General features: G+C 70.4%; 12 protein-coding genes. 5 read left to right on the plus strand and 7 right to left on the minus strand.

All coding sequences use genetic code 11. The annotated features are described in order from the left end of the window. The first annotated feature begins 168 nt into the window (after nt 1–168). Nucleotides 169–828, plus strand: a complete 660-nt coding sequence (locus tag HNR07_RS11625; protein ID WP_184364963.1) for an SRPBCC family protein — start codon at nt 169–171, stop codon at nt 826–828. 157 nt (nt 829–985) lie between these two features. Here the strand turns inward: HNR07_RS11625 and HNR07_RS11630 are convergent, their stop codons facing one another. Together HNR07_RS11630 and HNR07_RS11635 are read right to left on the minus strand one after the other, a co-directional pair. Then, nucleotides 986–2,203 (minus strand): acetyl-CoA C-acetyltransferase, encoded by a 1,218-nt coding sequence (locus HNR07_RS11630; protein ID WP_184364965.1) that lies wholly within the window; start codon nt 2,201–2,203, stop codon nt 986–988. Nucleotides 2,204–2,431: 228 nt separating this feature from the next. Continuing rightward, nucleotides 2,432–3,607 carry an acyl-CoA dehydrogenase family protein gene (locus HNR07_RS11635; RefSeq protein WP_184364966.1) on the minus strand — a complete coding sequence of 392 codons (1,176 nt, stop codon included), beginning with the start codon at nt 3,605–3,607 and terminating at the stop codon, nt 2,432–2,434. A gap of 150 nt (nt 3,608–3,757) precedes the next feature. On the opposite strand from HNR07_RS11635, the gene HNR07_RS11640 reads away from it, so the two are divergent. Together HNR07_RS11640 and HNR07_RS11645 are read left to right on the plus strand one after the other, a co-directional pair. Then, a complete protein-coding gene (locus tag HNR07_RS11640; protein ID WP_184364968.1) occupies nt 3,758–4,678 on the plus strand; it encodes a LysR family transcriptional regulator in 921 nt (306 codons plus the stop codon). A 182-nt stretch (nt 4,679–4,860) separates the two neighbouring features. Next, nucleotides 4,861–5,424: a dihydrofolate reductase family protein gene (locus HNR07_RS11645; protein ID WP_184364970.1), complete on the plus strand. Its 564-nt coding sequence runs from the start codon at nt 4,861–4,863 to the stop codon at nt 5,422–5,424. 313 nt (nt 5,425–5,737) lie between these two features. Here HNR07_RS11645 and HNR07_RS11650 read toward each other — a convergent pair whose 3' ends face one another. Next, nucleotides 5,738–11,221 carry an ATP-binding protein gene (locus HNR07_RS11650; protein WP_184364972.1) on the minus strand — a complete coding sequence of 1,828 codons (5,484 nt, stop codon included), beginning with the start codon at nt 11,219–11,221 and terminating at the stop codon, nt 5,738–5,740. 599 nt (nt 11,222–11,820) lie between these two features. On the opposite strand from HNR07_RS11650, the gene HNR07_RS11655 reads away from it, so the two are divergent. After that, on the plus strand, nt 11,821–12,219 hold the full coding sequence (locus tag HNR07_RS11655) for a VOC family protein (RefSeq protein ID WP_184364974.1): 399 nt from the start codon (nt 11,821–11,823) through the stop codon (nt 12,217–12,219). 76 nt (nt 12,220–12,295) lie between these two features. On the opposite strand, the gene HNR07_RS11660 is transcribed toward HNR07_RS11655, so the two are convergent. After that, entirely contained in the window at nt 12,296–12,916 is a 621-nt protein-coding gene (locus HNR07_RS11660) for a GyrI-like domain-containing protein (RefSeq protein WP_184364976.1), read from the minus strand. Nucleotides 12,917–13,303: 387 nt separating this feature from the next. Between HNR07_RS11660 and HNR07_RS11665 the strand changes: the two genes are divergently transcribed. Continuing rightward, nucleotides 13,304–15,745, plus strand: coding sequence for a M14 family metallopeptidase (locus HNR07_RS11665; RefSeq protein WP_184364978.1), 2,442 nt, complete (start codon nt 13,304–13,306; stop codon nt 15,743–15,745). Nucleotides 15,746–15,872: 127 nt separating this feature from the next. Here HNR07_RS11665 and HNR07_RS11670 read toward each other — a convergent pair whose 3' ends face one another. Genes HNR07_RS11670 through HNR07_RS11680 form a run of 3 tightly spaced genes read right to left on the minus strand, consistent with a single transcriptional unit; the run spans nt 15,873 to nt 18,690 of the window. Further along, nucleotides 15,873–16,667: an ABC transporter ATP-binding protein gene (locus HNR07_RS11670; protein ID WP_184364979.1), complete on the minus strand. Its 795-nt coding sequence runs from the start codon at nt 16,665–16,667 to the stop codon at nt 15,873–15,875. After that, nucleotides 16,664–17,734, minus strand: a complete 1,071-nt coding sequence (locus HNR07_RS11675; protein WP_312893759.1) for a FecCD family ABC transporter permease — start codon at nt 17,732–17,734, stop codon at nt 16,664–16,666. Before HNR07_RS11675 ends, HNR07_RS11670 begins: the two co-directional genes overlap by 4 nt. Beyond that, nucleotides 17,731–18,690 (minus strand): ABC transporter substrate-binding protein, encoded by a 960-nt coding sequence (locus HNR07_RS11680; protein WP_312893760.1) that lies wholly within the window; start codon nt 18,688–18,690, stop codon nt 17,731–17,733. Before HNR07_RS11680 ends, HNR07_RS11675 begins: the two co-directional genes overlap by 4 nt. Between the last annotated feature and the right edge of the window lie 213 nt (nt 18,691–18,903).

Genomic DNA, 18,903 nt, shown 5'->3' on the forward strand with positions numbered 1-18,903 from the left:
GGGGTCACGGGGGTACGGGGTAGGGGGCGCCTCCACCGGATCGGCGCCCAGGCGCTGCCTCCGGTGGACGGGCTCCCGGGCCCGTTCGCCGGTCGCGGGCACCGTGCCTGACCGCGCCGGAGCCCGGAACCGGCCGGGGAAGCAGCGACGAAGCGTCCAGGAGGAAGAATGAGCGAAAGCGGAACCGTCGACGTGGACGGGCAGATCGGAGCCGTGTCCCGAGGGCTGAGAACCGGGAAGCGTGACGGGGAGCAGACGCTGATGACCACGCTCAGCCAGCGATACGACACCACGGTCGAGGACCTGTGGGAAGCGTGTACCTCGGCCGAGCGCCTCCGCCTCTGGTTCGCCCCGGTCACAGGCGACCTCCGCCTGGGCGGGGACTACCAGGTGGAGGGAAACGCCAGCGGCACGATCGAGGCCTGCACGGCACCCCACTCCTTCGGCGCCACCTGGGAGTTCAACGGGGAAACAAGCTGGATCACCGTCCGGGTGGACCCCGAGGGCGACGGGGCCAGGCTGACACTGAAGCACACCGAGCACGCCGACACCGAGGCGGACTTCTGGCAGCGGTTCGGCCCGGGCGCGACCGGCGTGGGCTGGGACCTGGCCTTCCTAGGACTGGCCCAGCACCTGCACGCCGGGGCGGAGGCGCTGGAGGAGGAGGGCTGGGAGGCCACGGACGAGGGCCGCAGGTTCGTCACCGCCAGCAGTGAACGCTGGGGCGAGGTGAGCGCGGAGTTCGGTACCCCGCGCGCGCAGGCCGAGGCGGCCAGGGACCGGACCACAGCCTTCTACCTCGGACAGGAACCGCCCGCACAGGAGTGAGCGCCCGCCCCGCGCCGCCGCGGGGCGGGGCCGGACCAGGACCGCGTGGAAGACGGGCGTCGGGTCGGAGCCCGGCGTCCTCGGGCAGGCGTCGGCCGGTGGCCGGAGGCCCTGGCCGCCGCCGGACCTCGCTCGGTGACGCCAGTGACGTGGCGGGTCACCGGTCCCCCACCGCCTCGAACACCGCGGCCAGCCCCTGACCGCCGCCGACACACATGGTGACCAGCCCGTAACGGCCCCCGCTGCGGTCGAGTTCGCGGGCGAGCGTGCCGATCATACGGGTGCCGGTGGCGCCGACCGGGTGGCCCAGCGAGATCCCGGACCCGTGGACGTTGGTGCGCTCCAGGTCCTTGGCGGTGAACTTCCACTCGCGCATGACGGCGAGCGCCTGGGCGGCGAAGGCCTCGTTCAACTCGATGACGTCGAGGTCGGCGAGGGTGAGACCGGCCTGTTCGAGCGCGCGGTCGGTGGCGGGGACCGGGCCGATGCCCATCACCCTGGGCGCGACCCCGGCCGCGGCCCAGGTCCGCAACCGCACCAGCGGGCGCAGTCCCAGCTCCTCGGCCTTGTCCCGGGTGGTGACCACGCACAGCGCGGCGGCGTCGTTCTGCCCACTGGCGTTGCCCGCCGTGACGGTGGCCTCGGGGTCCTGGGCCGCCATGAGAGGTTTGAGCTCGGCCAGGCTCTCCACGCTGGTGTCGGCGCGCGGGTGCTCGTCGGTGTCGATGACTCTCTCGCCCCTGCGTCCGCGGACGGTGACCGGAACGATCTCCTCGGCGTAGACCCCGGAGCTCTGGGCGGCGACGGCGCGGGCGTGCGAGGCGACGGCGAGCTCGTCCTGCTCGGTGCGGGTGATCCCGTACTCGGCGCGCAGGTTCTCGGCGGTCTCGATCATGCCGCCGGGCACCGGGTAACGGGAACCGCCCGCCGTCTCGCGGGCGCGCACCAGCCCGTCGTGGACGGTGATGCCGCCGCGGGCCCCGCCCCAGCGCATGTCGGTGGAGTAGAACACGGCGTTGCTCATGCTCTCCACCCCGCCCGCCACGACCAGGTCCTGGGCTCCGCTGAGCACCCCCATGACGGCGTTGACCACCGATTGCAGGCCGGAGCCGCAGCGCCGGTCCAGGTGCTGGCCGGGAACGGTGACCGGGAGTCCGGCGTCGAGGGCGACGACGCGGCCGATGGCGGGCGCCTCGCTGTTGCCGTTGCAGTGGCCCAGGATGACGTCGTCGATCACGGTGGGGTCGATGCCGGTACGGTCCAGGAGCCCGGTCAGGGCCTGGGCGCCCAGGTCCACGGCGGTGACGGTCTTGAACACCCCGCCGTAACGGCCGATGGGGGTGCGGACGGGTTCGCAGATGACGACCTCACGCATGGGTCACGCCTTTCTCTCTCGAACAGGGCGGGGGTTCGGGGTGAGCGGGCCGGGGCGCGGGAGCGGTCGGGGCCGGAACAGCGGGCCGGGGCGCGGGAGCGGTCGGAGCCGGAACAAGCAGTCCGTCCGCCCGGTGGGCTCCGGCCACCGCCTTCTCGAGCCAGAAGACCAGCACCCCTCCCCACGGCGGCGCCCCGGGAGCCCGGTCCGGGGCCCGGGGCGCTGTGCTCACTGGAGTCTCTCCTTCTCCCCGCGGACCAGGCCGCCTCCGATGATGAGCCGCTGGATCTCGCTGGTGCCCTCGTACAGGCGCAGCAACCGCACCTCGCGGTAGATGCGTTCCACGGGCACCTCGCGCATGTACCCGGCGCCGCCGTGCACCTGGACGGCCAGGTCGGCGACCTTGCCGACCATCTCGGTGCAGTAGAGCTTGGCCACTGACGGTGCGATACGGCGGTCCTCGCCGCTCACGTACTTGGCGGCGGCGTCGCGGACCAGCGCGCGCCCGGTCTCCACGCCGGTGTACTGGTCGGCGAGCATGGCCTGGACCAGCTGGTGGTCACCGATGGGCACACCGCCCTGGGTGTTGGCGGCCGCGTAGGACACCGACTCGTCCAGGGCGCGCTGGGCGGTGCCGACCGACAGCGCGGCGATGTGCACCCGGCCCCGGGCCAGTGAGCTCATCGCGGCCTTGTAGCCGACCTTCTCGTCCCCGCCGACCAGCGCGTCATCGCCCACCCGCACCGAGTCGAAGGTGACGTCGGCGGTCCAGGCGCCCTCCTGGCCCATCTTGGCGTCCTTGGGGCCCACGGTGACGCCGGGGGCGTCGGCGGGCACGAGGAACACGGCGATGCCGTTGCCTTCGGGGCCGGGCTCGCGGGTGCGGGCGAAGACGACGAACAGACCGGCGAGCGGGGCGTTGGTGATGAACTGCTTGCCGCCGTCGATGACCCAGTCGGAGCCGTCACGCACGGCCTTGGTGCGCAGACCCGCCGGGTTGGAACCCGCTCCGGGTTCGGTGAGGGCGAAGGAGGCGATCACCTCCCCCGAGGCGACGCCCTCCAGCCAGCGCTCTCGCTGGGTGTCGGTGCCGAAGTTGACGAGCACCTGCCCGGCGATGCCGTTGTTCGTCCCGAACAGCGATCGCAGGGCGAGCGAGGTGTAGCCGAACTCCATGGCCAGCTCGACGTCCTGGACGAGGTTCAGACCGAGTCCGCCCCAGCGCTGGGGGATCGCGTACCCGAACAGACCCATGTCCGCGGCGGCCTTGCGGATGTCCTCGGGGATGGCGTCGGTCGCCAGGATCTCGTTCTCACGCGGGACGACCTTCGTACGGACGAAGTCGCGCACCTGGGCGCGGACGTCGGTGAAGTCTTCGGCGGTGACCTCGGTCTCGGAACTCATGGCCACGATGATGGCGGACAGTTCTCATACGAGTCCAATACCTGATGTCGCCGCATTGTTGCTTCAGATGGAATAATCCGGAGGCGTTGAAGCCTCCGGGGTGAAGAGGGCCACCCGGCGGCACAGGTCGCGTGACATAGGTTGCCCTGCATGAACCTGCACCATCTGGAGGCCTTCCTCGCCGTCGCCGAGGAACTGCACTTCGGCCGTGCCGCCGAGCGCCTGCACATGGCCCAACCCCCGTTGACGCGCGCCATCAAGCAGCTCGAACGCGACCTGGGCGCCCAGCTGTTCGTGCGCACCACCCGTTCGGTGCACCTGACCACGGCGGGGCAGGCACTCATCGGACCCGCCAACGACGTGCTGGAGGGCTGTCGGGTGGCACGCAGCGCGGTCCGATCCGCCGGGAGAGGTGAGACCGGACTGGTGCGGTTGGGTTTCGCCGGTCCTTCCTCGCATCTGCTGGTGGGCGACCTGAGCAGGCTGGTCCGCCAGCGGCGCCCCGGGATCGAGCTCCGGCTGCGCAGCACCACCTACGCCAACGAGGCGCTGCGCTCGGTGATCGACGGCGAACTGGACCTGGCGCTGGTGCGGTGGAGCGTGCGGCCGCCGGAGATCGCGCAGCGGGTCGTGGCCGAGGAGCACTACGTGCTGGTCGTCCCGGAGCACCACCGGCTGGCCGAGCGGGAGACGGTGAGCATCGCCGAGTGCCGGGACGAACCCTTCGTGGCGCTGCCGGCGGCCCCCGGGTCGATCGTGCGCGAGACGTTCATCCGCGCCGCCTACGAAGCGGGGTTCTCCCCCGACATCGTCCAGGTCGCGTCGGACTCGTGGACGCTGATGGCGCTGGTGGGCGCAGGGGTCGGGCTGAGCTTCACCCTGGACACGGCGGTCGCCAACGTGCCCCGGGACCGGATCCGCCTGGTGCGGCTGGCGGAGGAGTTCACCCCTTCCTACGCGCGTCTGGCCTGGCGCCGCGACGCGGTGAGCCCCGCCCTGCGCGAGGTACTGCTCGCCTCCGAGGAGGCCCTGCCCACCCCGGAGCACCTGGTGGGCGTGGAGGTTCCCTGACTGCGGCCGGACCGTCGGCCCGCAGCGGCCCTGAACAGGCCGAAGCGGCCAGAGGCCGGACCGCCGCCCGTGCCATTCTCGGTGCCACAAGAAAACTTCGAAAAAGTCCGCTTGAGGTGTCGAATACGGGTCGCACCGTACGACGAGAGGATGTCAGGCAACCGACCAGCGAGGAATCGAGCATGCGCACCCTGATCATCACCGCCTTCGTGTCCGTCGACGGCGTCATGGAGGCACCGGGCGGAGAGCCCGGCTACCGTAACTCCGGCTGGACCTTCAACGCGGTCCCGATGGACGAGGCGGCCTACGAGATCAAGAGCCGCGAACAGGAGGAGGCCGCCGCGCTGCTCCTGGGGCGTCGGAGCTACGAAGCGTTCGCCCCCGTATGGCCTTCGATGGAGGAGTTCGCGGGTTACAACTCCATGCCCCGCTACGTGGTCTCCAGCAAGCTCACCGAAGACGACCCGCGCTGGCCCGCCACCGTCCTGCGCACGCTCGACGAGGTCGCCGAGCTCAAGAAGACCGAGGGTGGGCCGATCTCCGTGCACGGCAGCGCCGAACTCGCGCGGGGCCTAGCCGACGCCGGGCTGGTCGACCGTTACCACCTGCTGGTCTTCCCGCTGCTCCTCGGCTCCGGGAAGCGCCTGTTCAGCGAAGCCGACAAGGACCTGACCAAGCTGAAGCTGGTCGAGCACGAGGTGTACTCCAACGGCGTGCAGAAGCAGGTCTTCGACGTCCTGCGCTGAGGGGCTGACGACCACCGGCCTCTACGGAGATAGTCCTGAATCTCAGCTAGGGAATCGTCCCCGCGCGGGGGGCTCACGTGTAGGTGGCTGTTGGTCTCGGAGGTCACGGCGGTTCATCCCCGCATGCACGGGGCTCACACTTAACGAACTGCGACGACGCGGAGCGTTATCCCCGCGTGACCTTGTTGCGGGCCCGATGGTTTCTGGCCCCCAGGCGCACATCATGACAGACCAAGGACCGCTTCGGGCCCCTGGAAACCACGTGAGCGGCCGGTCCCGCTCGGGACCGGCCACTCACATTCGCTGTCCGGGATTAGCGCTTCATACCCTTGGCGATGGCCTCGATGATCTTCGGGCGCAGCTCCGCGGCGCTGATGATCTCGTCGACCGAACCGACCTCGACCGCGCGCTGGATGCTGTGGACGCCGTCGAACTCTGTGGCGACCTCGCTCAGCTTCTCCGCCCGCACCGCGGACTGGACCTCGGTGAGCTCTGCGCTGAGCTCGGCCCTCTCATTGGTGCTGGCCTCCGACACCCGGGTCTGGAGTTCGGTGACACGCGGGTCGGTGGCGGTGCGCTTGTTCACCTCACCCGCGAAGACCACCGCGGCGGCGGGGGCGCCGCCGAGGACGGAGGCGAAGGAGCCCTCCAGGGCCAGGACCGTCATGTTCGGGTTCAGCGCCTTGGAGAAGACCACGAACGCACCGCCGTGGTAACGGGAGATCACGCAGAAGACGATCGGGCCCTCGAAGTTGACGATGGCTCGGCCGATCTCCGCGCCGTACTCCAGCTGGAGCTTGCGCATCGACTCCGGAGAGCCGTCGAAGCCGGAGAGGTTGGCCAGCACGACCAGGGGTCGGTTGCCGGAGGCGGCGTTGATCGCCCGTGCGGTCTTCTTGGACGACCGCGGGAACAGGGTGCCCGCGGTGTAGGTGTCCGGGCCGTCGGTGGGCGGGAAGCCGCGACGGGCGACCGAGCGGGACTCGATACCGATCAGGCATACCGGCCAGCCGCCGATGTGCACGTCCTGGACGGCGGAGGTGTCGGCGTCGGCCATGCCCGCCCAGCGCTCCAGGACCGCGTGGTCCTGGTCGGCCAGGGCCCGCATCACCGTACGGATGTCGAAGGGCTTCTTGCGGTCCGGGTTGTGCTCGACCGAGAAGATCTCACCGACCGTGGTGAAGTCACTGCCCTCGAAGGTGTGCGGGAAGTCCGACACGTCGCGGTCGTCCGGGTCGGTGGTGAGGGCCTTGCGCGGCGCCGCTTCGCCCGGCAGGACGTAGGTGTGGTCGTAGTGCGCCATCAGCACGTCGCGGGCGGCGGGCAGGTTCGGCGCCCAGTACTGGGCCTGGCCGTTGGGGCCCATCACCCGGTCGTAGCCGCCGATACCGAAGTTGTCCTCGGCCGACACACCGCCGGAGAAGTCCAGCGACTGCTTGCCGGTGAGCACCATCGCCGAGTCCGGCGTCATCACCAGGATGCCCTTGGTGTGCATGAGCATGGTGGCTTCGGCGTTCCAGTAGGGCTGGGCGCCGACGGTGATGCCCGCGACGACGATGTTGATCTCGCCGCCGTCCTGGGTGAACTCCACGATCCGCTTGAGCGCGGCCGCGACCCAGTCCATGTTCTCGGTGCCGGAGGTCATGGAGATCCGGGCACCGGCGGAGAGCGCGAACCACTCCAGCGGAACCCGCATGTCCTCGGCCAGGTTGATCGCGGCGATCACCCGCGCGCACTCGGGCTCCGAAAGCGCGCCCAGCGCCTTGGTCGGGTCGCCGAGCAGGACGACTCGGGTGACGCCCTCGGGGTGGCGTTCGGTGGGTGTGGTGACCACACCGGCCACGATGGCGGCGGAGTTCTGCCCGCGGGGCCGCTCCACCGGGACGAGGATGTTGTCCTCGTTCAGGTCGTGCTCGACGAAACTGCCGTCGGGCCCGGTGAGCATACCGGTCAGCTCGTAGGGGTAGGTGGTGCCGCGGCGGGCCGCGCGCAGCACCTTCTGGCGGTAGTCGTCCAGCGGCAGGACCGGCTCGGTGGAGGGCTCCTCGACGCGCACGCTGGCGCCGTTGCCCGGGTCCAGGCCGATCCGCACGGCCAGTTCGGTGAGCTCGCCCTGGTCGGTGCGCTGGCGGGCCACGAACTGGACCTCTTCGAGACCGGCCCCGTCGGTGGTCGGGAGGATACGCTCCATCAGGGCGTTGAGCTCGTCGATGCTCAGCTCGGTGGGCGGCCACACGTACATCAGGATGCGGTTGGTGTCGAAGCGCTTGTTGTGCGGGCGCTGCGCCTGGATGTTGCGGATGGCGTCCAGGCAGGCGGCGAGCGTGCCCTCCACGGCGGGCAGGGCGACCAGGCGACCGTCGTGGTCGCGCAGCGGGGTCAGGTCGCGGACCTGGCCCAGCGCGATCAGGCGCTCGTCGGACGGGTTGCTGCGCGCCACGGCCTTGAAGAGGTAGACCTCCTCGTCCGCGGACGGCAGTCGGGTGAGGTCGAACTCCCGCAGCCGCTGCAGCTGCAGGCGCTGGGCGATCTGCGGGTGCAGGCCGCGGATCAGCCGGTCCTCGACCAGGGAGCCGCCCTCGGGCCGGAAGGTGAAGTGGTGGTGCATGACCGCACCGCTGGTCCCCGCCACGGTGGCGGTCACCCGGCGCACGCCCTTGGGCAGCGGGTTCTCGGCCAGGATCTGGCCGAGCCGCACCGCCATGGCGTCGGCGTCCGGCTGGCCCTCCCAGGTGAGGTACAGGTCGGCGACCAGACTGTGCTCGGCGGCGTCGGCGGCGAGCTCGGCGACCGCGCCGAGCGCCTCGGGCAGAGCGGTGATGTCCACGGCGGTGGTGACCACGCGGGTCACCCCGTGCCCGTTGGTGTGCTCGGTGGTGACCACCTGGCAGCCCGCGCTCTGGCGAGCGGTGACCTCGGACAGGCCGCGGTTGCCGTAGTAGCGGCGGGTCAGCACCTCCAGCAGCGGCGCGTGGTCCTTGCCGGGGCGGCCGATCCGCTGCCCGATGATCCGGACCAGCGGCTCGGAGCTGGCGACCATGGACTGGATCCGCTCGGCGCGGTCCGGAGCGTTCGGGTCGCGGTCCAGGTGGCGCAGGTCGTCGCGGACGGCGGCGTAGACCTTGGCGCGGTTGCGGCGCAGCAGCGGCTGGGTGAACCAGCGGAACACCACGCCGCGAGCCAGGTCGGACAGGGCGGGGTAACGCACCTGGGTGGCCTCGACCAGGTGCTCCAGGGCGAGACCGGCGCGCTCGCCGAGCTCCTCCTGCGGCGGGGCGTCGGCCAGCCAGCGGCGCAGCAGCTCCGACACGATCGTGACGTAGCCGCCCATGCGCTGCTGGGCGAGGAAGATCCGGAAGACCGCGTCCTCCAGCTCCGGGGTGCGGTCCAGGCCGGTGACGCCGTAGTGGGCGAGGACCCGGGTGAGCTTGCCCTGGAAGTCCTCGGTGACCCCGGCGCGCTCCACGTCCAGGCTCTGCAGGTAGCTGTGGAAGTACTCGCGCGGGCTGTGCACGCGGCTGTCCTGCTCGGCGTCGACGCCGCCGCCGGGCTTGTTGCGGTTCAGCTCGGACAGGTCGGCGAACACGGTGAGCAGGTCCAGTTCGCCCTCGACCGGCTGCACACCGGTCCCGGAGCGGGCGGTGAGGTAGTCCTTGAGCACACGCTCGCGCTCGTCGGGTTCGAAGTCGAAGCCGAGCAGCAGACCGCGTAGGTCGTTCAGACCCTGGTCGGCGCGCTGGGCGGCGGAGGCGGCCGGGAGCGGCGCGGGCAGGTCGATCTCGACCGTCTCGGCCTGGGTTCCGGTGTCCTCGGCGGCGTCGTCGCCGAGCGGCTCCAGGCGCATCAGCGGGGCGCCGGTCTCGACCTGGCCGCCCACGGCCACGGGGCACTCACGCACGCGGGCGCGGAACGGCGCGCGCAGCACCGTCTCCATCTTCATGCTCTCCAGCACGAGGATGGGCGCGCCCGCCTCGACCTCGTCGCCGACGGCCAGCGGGGTGGCGACCACCAGCGCGGGAGCGGGGGAACGGACCACGCCGCCCTCGTCGCGGCTGACCCGGTGGGTGACGCCGTCGATCTCGACCAGGTGGACCGGTCCGTGCGTGGCCGACACGAACCGGAACCGGACGCCGTTGACGACGATGTGGCCGCTGTGGGCGTCGAAGCGCTCCATCTCGACGTCGGCCGGGTACACGTCGCCGCCGCCGGAGACGCCGACGCGGAAACGGTTGTGCCCGACCCGGGCCACACTCACCCGGTAACCGACCCCGCGGAGCTTGAGGTCCAGGGGGCGGCCGGAGTCGTGCTGCACCTGCGGGCGGCCGCCGTGTGCGGTGGACAGCAGCTGCTGGCGGCTGGCCTCCTCCTCGTCGCGGTAGGCCTCGATGGCGGCGGCGGCCAGGGCGACGGCGGAGTGGCGGTGGGTGACCAGGCGGCCCTCGGCGCGTACCCGGTCGATCCAGCCGGTGTCGGCGCTGCCGTCGATCACCTCGGGCTGGTCGAGCAGGTCGAGCACGAAGCTCTTGTTGGTGGCGCCGCCCTCGATGATGACGGTGGTCTCGGCCATGGCGCGGCGCAGTCGGCCCAGCGCCTGCTCGCGGTCGCGGCCGTAGGCGATGATCTTCGCGATCATCGAGTCGAAGTCGGCGGGGATGCTGTCGCCCTCTCGCACGCCGGTGTCGACCCGGATGCCGGGGCCGGCGGGCATGTTCAGGCGTGCGATGCGGCCCGGGGAGGGAGCGAAGTCGCGGTCGGGGTCCTCGGCGTTGAGCCGGGCCTCCACGGCGTGGCCGGACTCCTCCGGCTGGGCGCCTTCGAGCCTGCCGCCGGCGGCCACGTGCAACTGCAGGCGGACCAGGTCGGTGCCGGTGGTGCTCTCGGTGATGGGGTGCTCGACCTGGAGGCGGGTGTTGACCTCGAGGAAGGCGAAGAGCCGCTCACCGGGGTGGTAGAGGAACTCGACGGTGCAGGCGCCCCGGTAGCCGACGGCCACGGCGAGGCGCTCGGCGGAGGCCTTCAGCTCGGCGGCCTGCTCGGGCTCCAGGACCGGGGAGGCGGACTCCTCGATGATCTTCTGGTTGCGGCGCTGCACCGAGCAGTCACGCACTCCCAGGGCCCAGGCGGTGCCCTGGCCGTCGGCGATGACCTGAACCTCGACGTGGCGGGCGCCGGTGACCAGGCGCTCCAGGAAGACCACGCCGGAGCCGAAGGCGCGCAGGGCCTCCTGGCTGGTGCGCTCGTAGGCGTCGGTCAGGTCCTCGGAGGAGGCGACCATGCGGATACCGCGGCCGCCGCCGCCGGCGGTCGCCTTGAGCATCAGCGGGTAGCCGATCTCGTCCCCGGCGCGCAGGGCGTCCTCCAGGGTGGAGACCTCACCGCGGCTCCAGGGGGCGACGGGGACACCGACCTCCTCGGCGATCAGCTTCGCGCCGATCTTGTCGCCGAGTTTGCGCATGGCTTCGGGGCTGGGACCGACGAAGGTGACGCCGATCTTCTCGCACAGCTCGGCGAAGGCCGGGTCCTCGGCGACGAAGCCCCAACCGACCCAGGCGGCGTCGGCCCCGGTCTCCAGCAGGGCGCGTTCGAGGACGGCGAGGTCGAGGTAGGGCCGGGCCGAGGCCGGACCCAGGTCGTAGGCGACGTCGGCCTCACGGACGAAGGTCGAGTTGCGGTCGGCGTCGGTGTAGAGGGCGACCGTCTCGATCCGGGCCCCGGTTTCCGCCGAGAGATCCCGAACGGCGTGGATGAGCCGCATCGCGGCCTCTCCACGGTTGACGATGGCGACACGACTGAACACCGGTATGCCCCTCCCAAGTACCAACACGCAGAAGGCGACCTCCGGGTCTCGGAGCGCCGCCTGCACCTGCTTCCAGCTTGGTGGATTACCTCCAGGTACACCAATGTCCCGAATTGCTCACGCCGGAGCCCCAGCTTTGTGGGATCTCCACAAAAAGTCCCCGGCCAGGGGCCGCTGGCGGGCAGCGGACGCGAGGTTTGCCACAACCGGGCGGGTGCGGGGGCGCCTGGGACCCATCCGGAGGGGCAGCCGGAAGACGGGTTCGAGAAGACCGATATCCACGGGCCGTCGGCCACCCGCCCGCCAGGAAGGCCCTGGAACCGCGGACCGGGCCCTGGCCGCCGATACCCGCAGCGGGACCCGTTCCCGCACCGCCCCGACGGTCGGAACCGTCGAGGCGCCTTCGTGTCGTGGACACCGTGCCACGAAGGCCGCTGCGGTGGATCCGCCCGGGGCTGGGGACGTCGCGCGTCGGCGAGCACGGAGCCAGGGATTCCCCCGGCCCCTTTTCCAAAAAAGGGACTTCCGATAAAAACCTCGGGAATTCCACGGAAAGACATTTGTCATGAATCATTGAATCAACATGCTAAATTAGCAGCATGACCATGCTGCACCACCTGGCTCTGACCACTTCCCGGATGACCGAGAGCCGCCGGTTCTACGACGCGGTCCTGCTACCGCTGGGCTACGAGAGGGGCCCCTGCAACGACAAGCTCAGCACCTGGCACGGCCCCCATCCCGAGATCCTCCTCTTCGAGGTCGAGGGAGAGGACTCCTCACCGCACACGCTCGGGCGCCCCGGCTGGCACCACGCCGCCTTCTCGGTAGCGGGGAGAGAAAGCGTCCTGAGGGTGCACGAAGCCGTTGTTGCCGGCGGTTGGACCGTGGTCCACAAACCACGAGAATACCCTGAGTACAGCGAAGGTTACTTCGCTGTTTTCGTGGAGGACCCCGACGGAATCAGAATCGAAGTGGCACATATTCCCGTTGCCCCCTGAGGCCGGTTCGAGGAAACGGTTCCCGCGCGTCTGCGCGCAAGGGGCGGGTGGTGTCATACCGGCCCCTGCCCGCCGGTCAGAGTCCGGTGACCGGTTGCCGAAGGATGGTACGGAGCTTGGCCGGCGCGGTCCTGCGGGGGTCGCTGAGGTAGATCTCGTGATGCCTGCCGACCATGCGCAGCCCGTTCTGCGGGATGAACTCCTCATGCATGCGCGCGAGCACGGCGGCCTCGTCGTCGAAGGGGCCCAGGTGCAGCGTCTGCACGCAGCGGCCTTCGGAGAGCGCTTCCAGCCGGACGTCGTCGAGCCGGGCCGGGCGGTTCTCGCGCCCCGCCCGCTCGACGGCGGCGGCGAACATGTCCGGGCCGATCCAGTCCGGGACCATCAGCATCAGCGTCCAGTCCCACTTCGACTTGTCCCGCGACGCCGTGAAGGCGTCCATGTTCCGGGCCCACCACAGGCCCTCCAGGGGCGGGACCACGTAGTCGCGGCCGAGCTCGCGCTTGCTGGCGAACTTCAGTTTGTAGGCCGCCGGGTAGAGCGCCTCGATCCCCTCGCTGAACAGCGCCGAGGTGTTCGGGTCACCGTGGCCGTCGACCATGAGGTACTGGAGGTCGGGGACCTCCAGGATCCGGAACTGGCCGTGTCTGGCCCGGTAGGAGTCAAGGCTCCTCTTGAAGTCGATCTTGTCGGTCATCGGCCGCCCGCCCCCGCTCGGTCCATCGCTCGGCCCGCCGCTCAATCGTTTCACGGGGCCGCTCCCAGCCGTGCAAGCCCTCCGCTCACATTTTTCGCTTTACCGTCCTTGACGCGGCCCCGGCCCCACGGCAGCCTCGGACCGACAGCCAGATTCGGGTGCGTGACGGCGGCCGCGCCGTCCACCCCGGGCACTTCCCCCGTGTCCCCTATCCCCCACCTCCCCTAGCTCCGCGTAGAACACGTTGATCCCGACGGTGTGAGTGCTGCCCTGTGGTCCCGCGGCCGGTCCGATCGTGCCCGTCCGTCACCGCCCGACCGGCGGTGGCGCCACTTGTCGCGGATGACGGGCCACCCGCCTGCTCCGCGCTGAGCGCAGAGGACCTGGATGGGACACGTGACATGGAGTCGGTCGCGGCGCGGCGCACGCACCGGGATCGTCGTCGGAGCGGCTCTCGCACTGCTGCTGCCGACCCCGGTGCCCGCGACGGCCGAACCCGGCGCGACCACTCTCGAACTCGACGAGGTCTCCGTGGTGGAGGTCTTCCTGAACGACCGCGAGCAACTCGACCAGCTCGTGGAGCTGGGCGGTGACATCGCCCAACTGGACCCGGACGGTGAGCACGGGTTCGTCGCACAGGCCGTGATCGGCCCCTTCGACCTGGACACCTACAACGACGCCGGGTTCACCTTCGGCGACGTCGTCTACACCGAGTCCGACGCCCAGGAGCGCGTCGAGGAGCGCGAAGCCGCCATCGAGGAGCTGCGGGCCGAGAGCGGGGTCGGGACGTTCTCCAGCCCCGAATCCGGTTCCGACTCCGACGACCTGCGGATCCTACGGGCGGACTACTTCGAGAGCCGCAACGGTTCCTTCCTGTCCGTGGAGGTCGGTTCCAGTTTCGGGCAGGACGGGAGCTTCCAGCTGACCGTGGAGCGCGACGCCGGGCCCGGCACCGAGATCGGTGACGGCGGTACGCAGACCCTGAACCCCTTCGTCGACGTCGGGGTGTACATGTACCACCGCGGTCAGGCGCCGGTGCAGGAAAGGCCCGACCGGATCCGGGTCACCAGCCCGCACGGCGGCACCACGGTCGCGGAGGTCGACGAGTGGCTGCCCGACCCTGACCGGCCCGGGGACCCGCTGCCCTACACGGACTTCCTCAACGCCTACATGACCCCGGGTGAGCTGTACGAGCGCATCCACCAGATCGCCGACGAGTACCCGGACATCGCCGAGGTCATCGAGCTGCCGCACCTGACCAACGGCTACCGCCGCCACGCCCAGGCGATCCTCGGGGTGGAGGTGAACGGCCGCAACGCCGACCGCGGTGTGATCGTGGAGTCGCTCGCCTACGGTCACGAGGGCGGCAACGACCTCGTCGTGGATCTGCTCGACCCCGGCGAACCCGGGTCCGAGCTGTCGGTCGGTGTGGAGGGCGACGAGATCGCCGTGTCCCTGGCCACCGACGGCGGCGGGGCGATCACCACGACCGCGGCCGAGGTCGTGGAGGCGGTCAACGCCGGGGCCGGTGACCTGGTCCGGGCCTTCACCTTCCGGGGCAACGCCGGGGACGGGGTGGTGCGGGCCGAACAGGTGCGGGCCAGCGACTTCCTCAACGCCCCCGACGAGGTCTCCCGTGAACCCGCCCCGGTCTACGCACTGCGCATCGGAGCCACCCGGGACGGCTCCAAGACCGGTGTGCTCGGCTACGCCCAGGAGCACGCCCGGGAATGGCAGACCCCGCTGGTGACCATCGAGACAGCCGAGCGCCTGGTGCGCAACTACGGCATCCACGACACCACCACCGAGCTGGTGGACGAGCTGGACATCTTCCTGATGCCCTCGTTCAACCCCGACGGCGCCAACTACTCGTTCTACGACGTTCCGATGCACCGCAAGAACATGACCAACTACTGCGACACCGACGGCGCGCGCGACCAGTGGGCCGTGGAGCGGGGCGCGCAGTGGGGTGTGGACAACAACCGCAACTACGGCGCCTACACCCTGTGGGACGGCTACGCGGGAGCGTCCTTCAACTGCACCAGCACCACGTTCGCCGGGCCGGAGGAGCTGGGGCCGCTGTCCCAGCCGGAGAACCAGAACCTGGTATGGCTGGTCGACACCCACGACAACATCGACTTCTCGATGAACATCCACTCCTCGGGCGACTACTTCATGTGGTCGCCGGGTGCCTACGTCGCGCAGGGGCGCGTCCCCACGCCGCGGCCGTCCGCGATGGAGGAGGCCTACTTCTGGGAGTCCTCGGCGAGCATCCTGACCGCGATCAAGGAGCACCGGGGCACCGTGGTGACCCCGGCCCGTACCGGCCCGATCATCGACGTGCTGTACTCGGCCGCGGGCAACTCCGGCGACCACCTCTGGTACGAGAACGGCGTCTTCGCCTGGAACTTCGAGCTGGGCCAGGCGGGCTTCCAACCTCCGTGGGAGGAGGCCCACGCCCAGGGCATGGAGTACGCCAACGGGCTGTACACCATGCTGGAGGTGGCGCTGGAGTACCAGAACGACCGGTACCGCCCGCGCTCTTCGGTCTCGCCGCGCCCGGGTGAGCACTCCGGCCCGGTGGAGGTCGCGTTCGAGACGAACGAGCCCGCGGAGATCCACTACACCCTGGACGGCAGCCGTCCGGATTTCGATTCGCCCAAACTGGAGCTCACGGGCGTGCGCGGGGAGCTGGAGACCCTGCTGATCGAGGAGACCACCACCGTCCACTGGTTCGTGGTGGACATCGCCGGTAACACCGAGGGCGGCTACGACCCCGACGGCAACGCCCGCAACCATCGCAGGGGGACCTGGACGATCACCGACTGACCCGACCGCACCGGCGAGGATACGGCCCTGCCCGGGACTCCCAGGCCCCGGGCAGGGCCCTGCCGCGCCGGCACGGAGCCCACCGGGACCGAACACCGCCCCGGGTAGGGGGCCGTGCCGCCCCGGGTCAGCTGCGCGCCGGGGCCCCGCCGGGAACCCGGCCCGGGCGGAAGGTGACCAGCGGACGGTTGGTCTGGTCATCGATCCGGACGGCGGCGTTGACCTCGTAGACATCGGCGATGAGCTCCGGTGTCAGGACCTCGTCGGGGGGACCGGCCGCGACGACGCGACCGTTCTTGAGCACCATGAGCGTGTCGCAGAACATCGCCGCGAGGTTCAGGTCGTGGAGGGCGACGACGGTGGTGACCGGCAGCTCGGTGAGGAGTTGGAGCAGATCGAGCTGGTAGCGGATGTCGAGGTGGTTCGTGGGCTCGTCGAGGAGCAGTTCCCGAGGCTGTTGGGCCAGCGCACGGGCGATGTGAACGCGCTGCTTCTCGCCGCCGGAGAGCCGGTGCCACAGCTCCCCGGCCTTGTGGGTGAGCCCGGTTCGCTCCAGCGCGTCGGCCACGGCCTCGGAGTCCCGTTGCCGGTCGCCCCCGAAAGCGCCCCGGTGGGGGATGCGGCCGAGGGCGACGATGTCCCGCACCACGATGTCCACGACCGTGTCGGCGTGCTGGGTGACGGTGGCGATGGCACGGGCCGCGTCCCGCCGCGCTAGTTCGGTGAGCGGGGTGCCGTCGAGTACGACCGCGCCGGAGGTGGGCCGCACCGCACCGCAGAGCAGCCTGATCAGAGAGGACTTGCCCGAGCCGTTGGGGCCCAGCAGCCCGATGGTCTCGCCCGGGCGCGGGCTCAGCGTGACGCCGTCGACGACGAGCCGGCCGCCGCGGCTCCACGTGACCTCTCGGGTCCGGAGTGTCACAGGGTCCTCCTACGACGGAACATGATGACGATGAAGACGGGCACGCCGACCAGGGCGGTACCGACGCCGATGGGCAGCGGTGAGGGGGCGAAGGCCACCCTCGAGACCGCGTCGACCCACACCATGAAGACCGCTCCGGCCAGCGCGGTCACGGGCACCAGGCGGGCGTGGAGGGGGCCGGTGAGGAAGCGGGCCGCGTGCGGGAGCACGAGACCGACGAACCCGATGGCACCGGCAACGCTCACCATCGTCGCGGTGAGCAGCGCCGTGAGGGTCATGAAGGTGATGCGGGCCTGTCGCACGGACACGCCCAGGGAGGAGGCCACGTCGTCTCCGAACGCGAACGCGTCCAGGACCGGAGCCCGCAGGAGGCAGAAGACCGTTCCGGCGAGGACGACGAGGCCGCACAGCACCACGTCGTTCCAGCGCACCCCCTCCAGGGAGCCGAGCAGCCAGAACATCACGCCCCGGGCCTGGTCGGAGTCGGCGAAGGCGAAGACGACGAAGGAGGTCAGCGCGGAGAACAGCTGTGTGACGGCGATCCCGGCCAGGATCACCTTGTCGTTGCCTCCGCCGGTCATGCCCACGAGCAGCAGGACGATGGTGAAGGCCGTGACCGAGCCGATGAACGCACCCCCGGAGACACCGAGCGCGGTGCCGCCGATCCCCAGGATCCCGATGACGACGGCGCCGGTGGAGGCCCCGGAGGAGATCCCCAGGACGTAGGGGTCGGCCAGCGGGTTGCGCAGCAGGGACTGCAGGATCACACCGCACAGACCCAGTCCGGCGCCGCAGGCGGCGGCCACCAGGGACCGGGGCAAGCGGTCGTTCCACACGATCGCGTCCTTGGACACCCGGACCGGGACGTCGGTGATCCCGAGGTGGTTGAGCACGATGTCGCGCACGTTGACCAGGGACACGTCGGCGGGCCCCAGGGTGATCGCCACCCCGACCGACACGAACAGCAGCGCCAGCGTTCCCGAGGCCACCCCCAGGAACCGCGGCACCGAGCGGTCGGGAAGTGTCGGAAGGGAGCCGGACTCCGGCCGGGAGGGGCTGAGCGTCACCGGGTCTCCTCAAGGGAACGCAGTCCTTCGGCGAGGCCCTCCAGCCCGTCGATGATCCTGATCGACGGATTCATCTCGGCTCCGCGCAGGGAGACGAACCGCTCCTCCCGGACCGCGGTGAGGTCCTTCGTGACCGGATCGGTCCGCAGGAAGTCGATCTTCTCCTGCAGCTGGTCACCGGGGGCCCGCTCGCGGCTCAGGTCACCCAGGACGATGACGTCGGGGTCCCGGTCGACGAAGACCTCCCAGGTGGTGGCCGGCCAGTCGTCGTCGAGGTCGGCGAACGCGTTCGTGGCGCCGACCTCGGCGGCCAGGACGTTCCCCGACCCCCTCCCTCCGGCGACGTAGGGCGTCTTCAGGTCCGAGAACCAGAACACCACGCTCGGGTCCGAGGCGCCGATGTCCTCCAGCGCGGCCTGGCGCCGGGTCTCCAACTCCTCGACCAGTTCCTCGCCCCGGCTCGGCACGTCGAAGATCCGGGCGAGTTCGCGGATCTCCTGGTAGAGGGGGTCGAGCGTCAGCGGGTTGGTGCGGGTGCCGCCGCCGTTGATGCTCGTCTCACCGTCGCAGTCCGTCGGCGACAGGTACGTCTGGATCTCCGCCTCGGCGAACCGGCCGCGCTCGGCCACTCCGCCCTGGGCGAAGTGGCGTCCGAACGACGCCGTCACGAAGTCGGGGTCGGTGTCCAGGGTCACTTCATACGTGGGTGCCTCGTCCGCCAGTCTGGGCACCTCGCCGTTGGCCTGGGCGAGGTTCTCGCGCACGGGGTCGGTCCACGACGCCGTCCCCACCATGCGCTCCGCCAACCCGAGGGACAGCAGGATCTCGGTCGACCCCTGGTCGAGGGAGACGACCCGCTGCGGAGCGGCGTCGAACGTGACTTCCTGACCGCAGTTCTCCACGGCCAGGGGATATGTCGTGGCGTTCTCACCGGCGAGGGCGGTGTGTTCGGGCACGGGTTCGGAGGCTCCGCAACCAGCCGAGACCAGCAGCGAACCGACGACACCAAAAGTAGCGAATCGTGTTCGCACCGTAGTTTTCACTGGCCCCACCCTTTGATCTGGCCCGCCGATCCGACAAGCCGCTTCTCGCAACGCGGGCTAGGTTAGCCTAACCTTCTCAAGTTCATTGTTCGTTATCTGCGCCAAACACCGTCAATGTGACGAACG

The organism is Nocardiopsis metallicus, from assembly GCF_014201115.1.
In the GTDB taxonomy this organism is placed as follows: domain Bacteria; phylum Actinomycetota; class Actinomycetes; order Streptosporangiales; family Streptosporangiaceae; genus Nocardiopsis; species Nocardiopsis metallicus.